The sequence below is a fragment of the Streptomyces sp. JJ36 genome, assembly GCF_021696945.1.
Taxonomy (GTDB): domain Bacteria; phylum Actinomycetota; class Actinomycetes; order Streptomycetales; family Streptomycetaceae; genus Streptomyces.
The window spans coordinates 35,328-46,473 of the sequence record NZ_JACYHE010000046.1; the positions used below are offsets into that span (position 1 = coordinate 35,328).

Genomic DNA, 11,146 nt, shown 5'->3' on the forward strand with positions numbered 1-11,146 from the left:
CGGGGACGGCTCACCCGAACGCCCCGCTACGATCGGCGGCATGCCCGCCGCCACGCCCGCGCCGCCGCCCGCCCGGCGCGACACCTACACCCCGGAGTCCCTGCTCACGGTCGCCGTGCAGGTGTTCAACGAACGCGGCTACGACGGCACCTCCATGGAACACCTCTCCCGCGCCGCGGGCATCTCCAAGTCCTCCATCTACCACCACGTCCGGGGCAAGGAGGAGTTGCTGCGGCGGGCCATAAGCCGCGCCCTGGACGGGCTCTTCGCCATCCTCGACGAGCCCGCGGCCCGGGAGGGCCGGGCGGTGGACCGGCTGGAGCACGTCGCCCGGCGCACCGCCGAGGTGCTGACGGCCGAGCTGCCCTACGTGACCCTGCTGCTGCGGGTGCGCGGCAACACGGGCACTGAGCGCTGGGCGATGGACCGGCGCCGCGAGTTCGACCAGCAGGTCGCGGAGCTGCTGAAGGAGGCGGCCGCCGACGGGGACCTGCGCGGGGACGTGGACGCGCGGCTGGCCACCCGGCTCCTCTTCGGCATGATCAACTCGATCGTCGAGTGGTACCGGCCCGGCCGCGGCCACGTCACCGGAGCCGAGGTCGCCGACGCCGTCGTCACCACCGCCTTCGCCGGTCTCCGCACCCACTGAGCGCACCCACTGAGCGCACCCGCTGAGCGCGCCTACTGAGCGCGCCCCCGGGCGCCGGCAGCCGCCCTCCGGCAGCCCCGCGGGTGTCCCCGCGACGGGCGCCTCGCGGCTCCGGTTCAGGCGGTCTCCCCGGGCCCCCCGGACAGACCCGCCTGCCCGACCAGGGCGTGCACCTCCTCGGGCGTGCTGAGGGCGAGGGCCCGCTCGGCGAGGACGCCGCAGGTGGCGCGGTCCAGGCCGCGGATGCGGGCGCGGACCTCGTCCAGTGCCGCCGGGGCCACCGAGAGGGCGTCCACGCCCAGCCCGAGGAGCAGCGGGGAGACCAGCGGGTGGGCCGCCGCGTCACCGCAGACCGAGACCGGGCGGCCGTGCCGGTGCCCGGCCGTCACCGTACGGGCGATGGCGCGCAGCACCGCCGGGTGGGCCGCCAGGGCCGGGGTGGCCGCCGGGTCCCGCCGGTCCAGGTCGAGGAGCTGGCAGGTGAGGTCGTTCGAGCCGATGGAGAGGAACGCGGCCTCCGCGGCGAGGTCGCCCGCCGCGGCGACCGCCTCCGGCAGCTCGATCATGACGCCCAGCGGCGGCGCCGTGACCCCGGCCTCCGCGGCCGCACGGTCCAGGAGCTCCCGGCAGGCACGCAGCTCCGCGAGGCCGGCCACCATCGGGATCATGATGCGCAGGCCGGTCTCCGCGCCGGCCTCCAGCAGCGCCCGGAACTGCTCGGCGAAGGCGTCCGGCTCGGCCAGCATCAGCGGCAGGCCGCGCCCCAGCCGGCCGCCGGCGGCCTCCCGCCCGGCCACCAGGAAGGGCGGCAGCTTGTCGTCGGCGTAGTCCAGCGTGCGGACCGTCACCGGGAGGCCGGCGAACCGCCGCAGCACCGGGGTGAGCGCGGCGGTGTGCTGCTGCCGGGTCGGCCAGGTGCGGGCGTCAAGGAACGGCAGTTCGGTGCGGAGCAGCCCGACGCCCTCGGCCCGCGCCTCCAGCGCGGTGTCGGCGTCCCCGGGGGTGGCGGCGTTGGCGAGCAGGCCGACGCGGTGCCCGTCCCGGGTCTCCGGCGGCAGGTGGCGCTGGGCCGCGGCGGCCTCCCGCCGGGCCCGCGCGGCGGCCATGGCGTCCCGGGCGGCGGCCTGCTCGCCCGGCTCCGGGTGGACGACGGCGTGCGGCACCGCGGTGTCCACCAGCAGCTCCGCGCCGTCGGCCAGGTCCAGCACCGCCGGGTCGGCGTCCAGCAGCAGCGGGATGCCGAGGGAACGGGCGACGATCGCCGCGTGCGAGTTCGGCCCGCCGGTGCGGGAGACCGCGCCCAGCACCGTGCGGCCGGGCTCCAGCAGGTCGGCGGCGCCGATCTCCTCGGCGACCAGGATCAGCGGCTCGTCCGGCGACGGCAGCGGCGCCCCGCAGAGTTCGGCGAGCACCCGGCGCCCCACCTGGCGGACGTCGGCCGCGCGCTCGGCGAGGGTCGGGTCGTCGAGGGCGGCGATCAGCCCGGCGTAGGCGTCCACGGCCTGCCGGACCGCCTCCGGAGCCGTCAGCCCGGCCTCCGCACCGCTGCGGGCACGGGCCACCAGGTCGGCGTCCTGCGCCAGGAAGCCGTTGACCTCCATGATCCCGGCCTGGTCGTCCTTCTGCTCGTCCCGCAGCCGGGCGGCGAGCTGGAGCAGCCGCACCGCCACGGCCTCGAACGCGGCCGTGATACGGGCGGCCGCGTCCGCCGGGTCGCTTCGTCGCCCGGGCGCCGTGCCGGTCTCTTCCGCGAACGGGCGGTCGGTGCGGTGCAGCACCCCGAGGGCGGTGCCGTCGGAGGCGGGGCGGCCGCCGAGGGCGCGGCGGGGCGCCGCCGCCCCGGCGGGCGTCTCCGCGGGGGGCGCGGTGGTCTCGGGGTGGGTGCGCGCGGGCGGACTGGCGGGCCGGCTCGCAGGCAGCGGGGTCATGCCGCGTCCACCACCTCGGCGAGGGCCCGGAACACCAGGGCGGTGGAGGTCGCGCCCGGGTCCTGGTGACCGACGCTGCGGGGGCCCAGATAGGAGGCGCGGCCCTTGCGGGCCTGCAAGGGGGTGGTGGCGCGCATGCCCTCCTCGGCGGCCTCGGCGGCGGCGGTGGCGGCGGCCGCGAAGTCGCCGCCCTCCTCTGCCACCCGGCGGAACGCCTCGGCGGCGGGGGCGTAGGCGTCGACCATGGTCTTGTCGCCGGGAGCGGCGGCGCCGAGCCGCTGCAGCGCCTCCAGGCCGGAGCCGAGCGCGGCGCCGAACTCCCGGGCGTCGGCCGTGGCGCCGGGCAGGGCCTTGCCCACGGTGCGGAAGACGCTGCCGTAGAGCGGCCCGGAGGCGCCGCCGACCTTGGAGACCAGGGTGGTGCCCGTCTTCACCAGCACCTCGCCGACGCCGGCCGGCTCCAGGCCGTCGAGGGCCTCGGTCACCGCGGTGAAGCCGCGGTGCATGTTCGTGCCGTGGTCGGCGTCGCCGATGGCCGAGTCGAGCTGGGTGAGATGGTCCTTCTGCGTGTCGACGGCCGTGGCGACGGCCTGCACCCAGGAGCGGGCGAGGGCGATGTCCACCGGGAACTCCTTCGTCTGTGGCGGCTTCTTCAGCGGCGGGGCGGGTCGGGTGGCGGTCCGGAGGTCCGGGCGGTCCCGGCGCGGGCCGGGTGCGGGGCGCTCGTACGGCTCCCGCGGGACGCGTACGGGCGTCGCGCGGCCCGGCTCAGACGCCCCAGCGCAGGGCGGGGGTGTCCACCGGCGCGTCCCAGAGCTCCAGCATCTCCGCATCCGCCCGGCAGAGCGTCAGCGAAACTCCGGCCATGTCCAGGCTGGTGACGTAGTTCCCGACGAGCCGGCGTGCGATGCGGATCCCGCGGTCGGCGAGGGCCTCGGCGACCTCGCGGTAGACCACGTAGAGCTCCATCAGCGGGGTGCCGCCCAGGCCGTTCACCAGGACCAGGGTCTCCTCGCCCGGGTCGAGCGGGCGGTCGGCGAGCAGGGCGTCCAGCATGCCGGTGACGATCTCTCGGGCCGGGCGGACCGGCTCCCGGCGGCGCCCCGGCTCGCCGTGGATGCCGACACCGACCTCCATCTCGTCCTCCGGCAGGTCGAACCCGGGGCGGCCGGCGGCCGGGGTGGTGCAGGCGGTGAGCGCGACGGCGAAGGAGCGGGACGCGGCGTTCACCACGCGAGCGGTGCGGGCGACCTCCGCCAGTCCGGCGCCGCGCTCCGCGAGCGCGCCCGCGATCTTCTCCACGAACAGGGTGGCGCCGGTGCCGCGGCGGCCCGCGGTGAAGGTGGAGTCCTGGACCGCGACGTCGTCGTCCACCAGCACCGTCTCGGTGCGGATGCCCTCGTCCTCGGCGAGTTCGGCGGCTACCTGGAAGTTGAGCACGTCGCCGGTGTAGTTCTTCACGACGAACAGCACGCCCGCGCCGGAGTCGACGGCACGGGCCGCCGCCACGATCTGGTCCGGCACCGGGGAGGTGAAGACCTCGCCGGGACAGGCCGCGTCGAGCATGCCCGGGCCGACGAAACCGGCGTGCAGCGGCTCGTGTCCGGAGCCGCCGCCGGAGACCACCCCGACCTTCCCGGCACCGGCGGGCACGTCGGTGCCGCCGTGGGCGCCGCCGGCCTCCCGGGTGCCGTACGTGCCGCGGGTGACGATGCGGACGGAAGGGTCCACGCCGAGCCCCGGGTGGGCCGCGGCCATCCCGGCAAGGGCGTCGTCGAGGACCGACTCGGGCGCGTTCACGAACTTCTTCATGCCGGGCTCCTCGGGGGGCTCCTCGCTGTGGCGTTCATCATGAATGAACGATGTTCGGAAGCTAAATGTCCAGCTCGTGACTGTCAAGGGGGGAGGACCGGCCCTGGGGAAACCCGGCCGCAACGCGCGCGGAAACCCGGGCGCAACCTGGGCGACGGTCCGTGCGGACCCGTGCGAACCCGGGGCCGGGCCGCCGGAAGGTCCCCGCCGGACCGCTCCGGACGGGGGCCCGGTGCCGCGCTCCCGTCCAGGGGCGGGCGGTGCCGGGGAGGCGACGGATGCGGGGCGCGTGCACGGAGGTAGCCGGCCGGTACGCACCCGCCCGGCCGCCGCCGCTACGCGCTCGTCCGCCCGCCGGTGCCGCGGGGCGCCCCCAGGTCGCGGGAGAGGCTGCGGGCGGTCTCCCGCACCGCCACCGCGCGGTCCTGCCAGCTCCGTCCACCTGCCGCGCCCGGCGCCCCCGCCTGCTCCGCCCCGGCCAGCACCCGCTCCACCGGCCCGACGATGCCCAGGGCCCCCGCCACCTCGCCCGAGCGGTCGAAGACCGGCGCCGCGATCCCCGCGTCGCCCAGTGCCGACTCCTGGTCCTCCAGGGCGTACCCGGTGCGCCGCACCTGCTCCAACTGCTCCGCGAGGACGTGCGGGTCCGTGATGCTCGCGCCGGTGAGCACCGCCAGTTCGCCGTCCAGCAGCCGCACCCGCTCCTCCTGCGGAGCGAACGCCACCACGGCCTTGCCGAGCGCGCAGGTGCTCCACGGGATGCTGGCGCCGACCTCGAGGATCTGCACCGCCCCCTCCGGGCGGAAGGCGTGGTGCACCACCAGCATGTGGTCGCCGTTCAGCACCGCCACCCAGACCGCCTCGCCGGTCTGTGAGGCGAGCATGTCGGCCCAGGTCACCGAGCGGGTCCGGAGCTCCTGGGTGTCCAGGTAGGCGTTGCCGAGCAGCACCAGGTCGGGCCCGAGCTGGTATTTGGCGCTCTCCCGGTCCTGCACCACCAGCCCCTCGGCCTCCAGGGTGCGCAGCAGGGCGTGGGCCGTCGGCTTGGCGACGCCCATCCGGTCGGCCAGCTCGGTCACGCCCAGTCGCGGACCGCCGGTGGCGAGCTCCCGGAGGATGCGCGCTGCGCGCTGGACGGCCTGGACCATGTGGCGTCTCCCGAGTGAGCGGCCTTGAGGTTTCCCGGTTTTCCGGGTTCGGTATTGCTGAACGGGGTTCCGGAATTTAGTATCCCCGTTCATGACCAGTTCAGTCGGCATCGTACTCGTGTCGCACAGTGCGGAACTCGCGCGCGGAGCACGCGCGCTGGCCGGGCAGATCGGCTCGGAGTCCGTGCCGCTCGCCGTCGCCGGCGGCACCGACGAGGGCGGGATCGGCACCAGCTACGAGCTCGTGCGCGCCGCCCTGGAGGAGGCAGACCGCGGGGCGGGCGTCGTGGTCCTGCCGGACCTTGGCAGCTCCGTCCTCACCACCCGCACGGTCCTGGAGGACCACCCCCGTCCCGACGTCCGGATCGCCGACGCCCCCTTCGTGGAGGGGGCGGTCGCCGCCGTCGTCACCGCCGCATCCGGCGCCGGTCTGGATGCCGTCACCCGCGCCGCCGAGGAGGCCCGCCATGCCGACAAGCTCTGAGACGAGCGTCGTGCTCCCCGCCCACCTGCACGCCCGTCCCGCCGGGCAGCTCGCCCAGGCCGCGGGACGCTTCAGCAGCGCCGTCCAGCTCGACTACGAGGGGCAGACCATCAATCCCACGGGTGTGCTGGCCGTGATGGCGCTGGGAGCGACGGCGGGGAAGACCGTGGTGGTGCGGGCCGAGGGGGAGGACGCCGAGGAGGCGGTCTCCGCCCTGGCCGAGATCCTGACCCGCGCCGAGTAGTCCCGCGGACCTCCGCCCCGCGCCCCGCTCGCGGCCACCGACGACGTGGGCCCGCGCCCCCGGCCGGGGGCGCGGGCCCACGTCGTCGGCGCGCGGCGGCGTTCATGCGCGCCTCGTTCGCGCGCGGCGCCGTTCACTTCCCCTGCCGGTCACTCCACGACGATGTCGACCGGGATGTTCCCCTGCGTCGCCCGGGAGTACGGGCAGACCTGGTGGGCCTGCTTGACCAGCAGCCGGCCCGTCTCGCCGGCCAGCGCCTCCGGCAGCTCGACGCGCAGCGTCACGGCGAGGCCGAAGCCCGGGCCGTCCTTGTGGAGGCCGACCTCCGCCGTCACCGAGGCGTCGCCGGTGTCGGCCTTCGCCTGCCGTCCGACCAGCGCCAGCGCGCTGGCGAAGCAGGCCGCGTAGCCCGCGGCGAAGAGCTGTTCGGGATTGGTGCCCTGGCCGTCGCCCCCCAGGGCCGGCGGCATGGCCAGCGGCACGTCCAGCCGGCCGTCCGAGCTCACGGCCCGTCCGTCCCGGCCTGCGGCGGTGGCGACGGCGGTGTACAGCGCGTCCATACGGAGTGCTCCTTCTTCTCGTCCGGCGACTCGCCGGCCTCTCCCGTCCGGGGTCCCGGCAGGTCTCGTCCGGTGTGCGGGGGCGGTGGCCGGTCGTCCGGCACCGCCACGCCTCCCAGGGAGTAGAGCACACAATTAAGTTGTGCACAACTAAATCGCGCAGGCGTATCCTGAGGGCATGACGACGCTCCCCGAGGTCCCGGACGAGGAGCTGCTGCGCCTGGACCACCAGCTCTGCTTCTCCCTGCACGCCGCCTCACGGGCCTTCGGCAGCCGCTACCGCGTCCTGCTGAAGGAGCTCGGTCTGACCTACCCCCAGTACCTGGTCATGCTGGTGCTGTGGGAGCACGGAGAGCTGCCCGTGAAGCAGATCGGCGCGCACCTGCGGCTGGACTCCGGGACCCTCTCGCCCCTGCTCAAGCGGCTGCAGGCGGCCGGACTCGTCCGGCGGGCGCGGAGCGCCGAGGACGAGCGCTCGGTCACCGTCGCGCTCACCGAGGACGGCGCCGCCCTCCGTGAGCGGGCCCGCCTCGTCCCGCGGCGGATCCTCGCCGGCACCGGCCTCTCCCTGGAGGAGATCCGCACCCTGCGCGGCCTCGTCGACCGCGTGACCGCGGAACTGGACGCGGCCGGGGACGCCGCGGATCCCCACCACGCCGGGGACGCACCGGACGGCGCCGGCCACTGAGCCTCCCCGGGGCCCGCGCGGCCCGTACCCGTCCCGTAGCGGTGCGCAGCGCGGCCCCGGGCTCCGCCGCGGACCGTCACGGCTCCGGGTCGAGGTCGGTCTCCTCGAACACCAGCAGCGTCCGCGTGCTCAGCACCTCCGGGATCGCCTGGATGCGGGTCAGCACCAGGTCGCGCAGCGACCGGTTGTCCACCGTGTGCACCAGCAGCAGCACGTCGAAGTCGCCGCCGACCAGCGCCATGTGGGCCGCCCCGGGCAGCTCCCGCAGCCGCTCCCGCACGGCCCGCCAGGAGTCCTGCACGATCTTCAGCGTGATGTACGCCGAGGTGCCGTGCCCCGCGCGCTCCTGGTCTATCCGGGCGCTGAAACCGCGTATCACCCCGTCGTCGAGCAACCGGTTGATGCGGGCGTAGGCGTTGGCCCGGGAGACATGGACCTTCTCCGCCACGGACCGCACCGAGGCACGCCCGTCCGCGCGCAGCAGCCGGAGGATCTCCCGGTCCACGGCGTCCAGCGGCCGTACGGGCGGCCGGGGCGGCTCCTCCGCTCCGGGACCGGCCGCCGCGCCGGCGCCGATCCCGTCACCCGTGAAGCTGGCCATTTGTTCGTCCGGCATGCCGGAACGCCTCCCCTCCGTGGACGCCTTGCCCTCAGGGAACGGCCTGTGCAGCCATTTGTCCACAGGCCGCCCGCGGGCGTAGCCAAAATGTGCGCGCGACCGAACAATCGGTAGGGGAGCCCACGAGGCCTCCCGTCGCTGTGCTCTGCCCTGCCTGCGGCCGCCGCCCACGAGGAGGTGCTCACCCATGACGGTCCTCGAGCAGCCCGGTACCTACCGGCTCTCCCCGCCGCCCGCCTGGCGTCCCCGCCGGGAGCCGGGCCCCCTGCTGCCGGACGCGGAGCCGTACCGGCTGCTGGGCACCGACGCGGAACTCGACCCCGAGCTGCTGCTGCGGCTGCACCGCGCCCTGGTGCACGGCCGCCGCTACAACCAGCAGGCCACCGCCCTCACCCGGCAGGGCCGGCTCGCCGTCTACCCCTCCTCCACCGGCCAGGAGGCGTGCGAGATCGGCGCCGCGCTGGTGCTCCAGGAGCGCGACTGGCTCTTCCCGAGCTACCGCGACACCCTCGCCGCCGTGGCCCGCGGCCTGGACCCGGTCGAGGTGCTGTCGCTGCTCCGCGGCGACTGGCACAGCGGCTACGACCCGCGCGCGACCCGCGTCGCGCCGCTGTGCACCCCGCTGGCCACCCAGCTCCCGCACGCCGTGGGCCTGGCGCACGCCGCCCGGCTGCGCGGCGACGACGTGGTGGCGCTGGCCATGGTCGGCGACGGCGGCACCAGCGAGGGCGACTTCCACGAGGCGCTGAACTTCGCCGCCGTCTGGCAGGCCCCCGTCGTCTTCCTGGTGCAGAACAACGGCTTCGCCATCTCCGTCCCGCTCGCCAAGCAGACCGCCGCCCCCTCCCTCGCGCACAAGGGCGTCGGCTACGGCATGCCCGGCCGCCTGGTGGACGGCAACGACGCGCCCGCGGTGCACGCGGTGCTGAGCGAGGCCGTGGAGCGGGCCCGCAGCGGCGGCGGCCCGACGCTGGTGGAGGCGGTGACCTACCGCGTCGAGGCGCACACCAACGCCGACGACGCCACCCGCTACCGCGGCGACGACGAGGTGGCCACCTGGCGCGAGCACGACCCGATCACCCTCCTGGAGCGCGAGCTGCGCGCCCGCGACCTGCTGGACGACACGACGCAGGAGCGTGCGACGCGGGAGGCCGAGGAGATGGCCGCGGCCCTCCGCGGCCGGATGAACCAGGACCCGGAGCTGGAGCCGATGGACCTCTTCACCGACGTCTACGAGCAGCAGACCGCCCAGCTCCGCGAGCAGGCCGCCCGGCTGCGCGCCGAGCTGGCCGCCGAGGCCGCGGAGGCCGCCGGGACCGCCGGTCAGGGCGCGACCGGCCACGGCGAGCAGACCGGCCACCGGCAGCAGGCGCAGGGAGAGCAGGGAGAGCAGGGACCTCAGGGAGCAGCCCGATGAGCACCACCACCGCGGACGCCGGCCGCACCGCCACCGCCGTGCCCAAGCCCGCCAGCATGGCCCAGGCGCTCAACCGCGCCCTGCGCGACGCCCTCGCCGAGGACCCGGCCGTGCACGTGCTCGGCGAGGACGTCGGCACCCTCGGCGGCGTCTTCCGGATCACCGACGGGCTCACCGCGGAGTTCGGCGAGACCCGCTGCACCGACACCCCGCTGGCCGAGGCGGGCATCCTCGGCACCGCGGTCGGCATGGCCATGTACGGGCTGCGGCCGGTGGTGGAGATGCAGTTCGACGCCTTCGCCTACCCCTCCTTCGAGCAGCTCGTCTCGCACGTCTCCCGGATGCGGAACCGCACCCGCGGCGGCCTGCCCATGCCGATCACCGTCCGGGTGCCGTACGGCGGCGGCATCGGCGGCGTCGAGCACCACAGCGACTCCTCCGAGGCGTACTACGTGGCCACACCCGGCCTGCACGTCGTCACCCCGGCGACGGTCGCCGACGCCTACGGCCTGCTGCGCGCCGCCATCGCCTCCGACGACCCGGTGATCTTCATGGAGCCCAAGCGGCTCTACTGGGGCAAGGACACCTGGGACCCGGAGGCCCCCGCCGAGGTCCCCGGGATCGGGGAGGCGGTGGTGCGCCGCAGCGGTTCCTCCGCCACCCTGGTGACGTACGGGCCGTCGCTGCCGGTGTGCATGGCGGCGGCCGAGGCTGCCCGGGAGGAGGGCTGGGACCTGGAGGTCGTGGACCTGCGCTCGCTGGTGCCCTTCGACGAGGAGACCGTGATCGCGTCCGTACGGCGGACGGGGCGCGCGGTGATCGTCCACGAGGCCGCCGGCTTCGGCGGACCGGGCGGCGAGATCGCGGCCCGGGTCACCGAGCGCTGCTTCCACTACCTTGAGGCCCCGGTGCTGCGGGTCACGGGGTTCGACGTCCCGTACCCGCCGCCGATGCTGGAGAAGCACCACCTGCCCGGCGTCGACCGCGTGCTGGACGCGGTCGCGCGGTTGCAGTGGGAGAGCGAATGGGTCGAAGGGGGCGGTCGGTGATGGCGGAGGTCCGCGAGTTCGCCCTGCCGGATCTCGGCGAGGGGCTGACCGAGGCGACGATCACCCACTGGCTGGTGGACGTCGGCGAGGTCGTCGCCGTGGACCAGCCCGTGGTCGAGGTCGAGACGGCCAAGGCGATGGTCGAGGTGCCCTGCCCGCACGCCGGCGTGATCACCGCGCGCTACGGCGACGAGGGCGACGAGGTGCCGGTCGGCACCCCCCTGGTGACCGTCGCCGTCGGCGCCGAGCCCGGCACCGCGGCGGCCGCCCCCACCTCCGGGAACGGCGCCGAACCCGCCCGCACCGCCGGTGAGCGGACCGGGGCGGACTCCGGCGAGCAGGGCTCCGGCAACGTCCTCGTCGGCTACGGCACCCAGGCCCCCTCGGGCCGCCGCCGCGGCCGGGTCCGGGGCGGCCCCCACCCGCCCGGCGGGCCCGCGGTCACCCCGGGCCGCACCGCCACGCCCCCCGCCGCCCCGCAGCCCGCCGCCACCGCCCCCGGGGACGTGGGCGGCGAGGCCGCCGCAGGCACCGCGCCCCCCGGCGCC

General features: G+C 76.0%; 13 protein-coding genes. 7 read left to right on the top strand and 6 right to left on the bottom strand.

What is annotated here, in order from left to right:
• Positions 1-40 precede the first annotated feature (40 nt).
• Complete coding sequence (locus HOY81_RS17740; RefSeq protein ID WP_237321415.1) at positions 41-649, top strand: TetR/AcrR family transcriptional regulator; 609 nt, start codon at positions 41-43, stop codon at positions 647-649.
• 116 nt (positions 650-765) lie between these two features.
• On the opposite strand, the gene HOY81_RS17745 is transcribed toward HOY81_RS17740, so the two are convergent.
• The 4 genes from HOY81_RS17745 to HOY81_RS17760 all read right to left on the bottom strand — a co-directional run bounded on the left by HOY81_RS17745 (position 766) and on the right by HOY81_RS17760 (position 5,537).
• Positions 766-2,577 (bottom strand): putative PEP-binding protein, encoded by a 1,812-nt coding sequence (locus HOY81_RS17745; RefSeq protein WP_237321416.1) that lies wholly within the window; start codon positions 2,575-2,577, stop codon positions 766-768.
• Positions 2,574-3,200, bottom strand: a complete 627-nt coding sequence (gene dhaL / locus HOY81_RS17750) for a dihydroxyacetone kinase subunit DhaL (protein WP_237321417.1) — start codon at positions 3,198-3,200, stop codon at positions 2,574-2,576. The genes HOY81_RS17745 and dhaL overlap by 4 nt, the downstream gene beginning before the upstream one ends.
• 145 nt (positions 3,201-3,345) lie before the next feature.
• Positions 3,346-4,389 (bottom strand): dihydroxyacetone kinase subunit DhaK, encoded by a 1,044-nt coding sequence (gene dhaK, locus HOY81_RS17755; RefSeq protein WP_237321418.1) that lies wholly within the window; start codon positions 4,387-4,389, stop codon positions 3,346-3,348.
• Between the two features lie 335 nt (positions 4,390-4,724).
• Entirely contained in the window at positions 4,725-5,537 is an 813-nt protein-coding gene (locus tag HOY81_RS17760; RefSeq protein WP_237321419.1) for an IclR family transcriptional regulator, read from the bottom strand.
• A 91-nt stretch (positions 5,538-5,628) separates the two neighbouring features.
• On the opposite strand from HOY81_RS17760, the gene dhaM reads away from it, so the two are divergent.
• Positions 5,629-6,021, top strand: coding sequence for a dihydroxyacetone kinase phosphoryl donor subunit DhaM (dhaM, locus tag HOY81_RS17765; RefSeq protein ID WP_237321420.1), 393 nt, complete (start codon positions 5,629-5,631; stop codon positions 6,019-6,021).
• Positions 6,005-6,265 carry an HPr family phosphocarrier protein gene (locus tag HOY81_RS17770; RefSeq protein WP_237321421.1) on the top strand — a complete coding sequence of 87 codons (261 nt, stop codon included), beginning with the start codon at positions 6,005-6,007 and terminating at the stop codon, positions 6,263-6,265. The genes dhaM and HOY81_RS17770 overlap by 17 nt, the downstream gene beginning before the upstream one ends.
• A gap of 149 nt (positions 6,266-6,414) precedes the next feature.
• Here the strand turns inward: HOY81_RS17770 and HOY81_RS17775 are convergent, their stop codons facing one another.
• Positions 6,415-6,825, bottom strand: a complete 411-nt coding sequence (locus HOY81_RS17775) for an organic hydroperoxide resistance protein (RefSeq protein ID WP_237321422.1) — start codon at positions 6,823-6,825, stop codon at positions 6,415-6,417.
• Positions 6,826-7,003: 178 nt separating this feature from the next.
• On the opposite strand from HOY81_RS17775, the gene HOY81_RS17780 reads away from it, so the two are divergent.
• On the top strand, positions 7,004-7,513 hold the full coding sequence (locus tag HOY81_RS17780) for a MarR family winged helix-turn-helix transcriptional regulator (protein ID WP_237321423.1): 510 nt from the start codon (positions 7,004-7,006) through the stop codon (positions 7,511-7,513).
• Positions 7,514-7,589: 76 nt separating this feature from the next.
• Here HOY81_RS17780 and HOY81_RS17785 read toward each other — a convergent pair whose 3' ends face one another.
• Positions 7,590-8,129, bottom strand: a complete 540-nt coding sequence (locus HOY81_RS17785; RefSeq protein WP_237321424.1) for an Lrp/AsnC family transcriptional regulator — start codon at positions 8,127-8,129, stop codon at positions 7,590-7,592.
• Between the two features lie 190 nt (positions 8,130-8,319).
• On the opposite strand from HOY81_RS17785, the gene pdhA reads away from it, so the two are divergent.
• The 3 genes from pdhA to HOY81_RS17800 all read left to right on the top strand — a co-directional run.
• A complete protein-coding gene (gene pdhA, locus HOY81_RS17790) occupies positions 8,320-9,549 on the top strand; it encodes a pyruvate dehydrogenase (acetyl-transferring) E1 component subunit alpha (RefSeq protein WP_237321425.1) in 1,230 nt (409 codons plus the stop codon).
• Complete coding sequence (locus tag HOY81_RS17795; RefSeq protein WP_237321426.1) at positions 9,546-10,598, top strand: alpha-ketoacid dehydrogenase subunit beta; 1,053 nt, start codon at positions 9,546-9,548, stop codon at positions 10,596-10,598. Before pdhA ends, HOY81_RS17795 begins: the two co-directional genes overlap by 4 nt.
• On the top strand, positions 10,598-11,146 hold a 549-nt coding region (locus HOY81_RS17800), incomplete at its 3' end, for a biotin/lipoyl-containing protein (protein ID WP_306423501.1). The genes HOY81_RS17795 and HOY81_RS17800, both read left to right, overlap by 1 nt.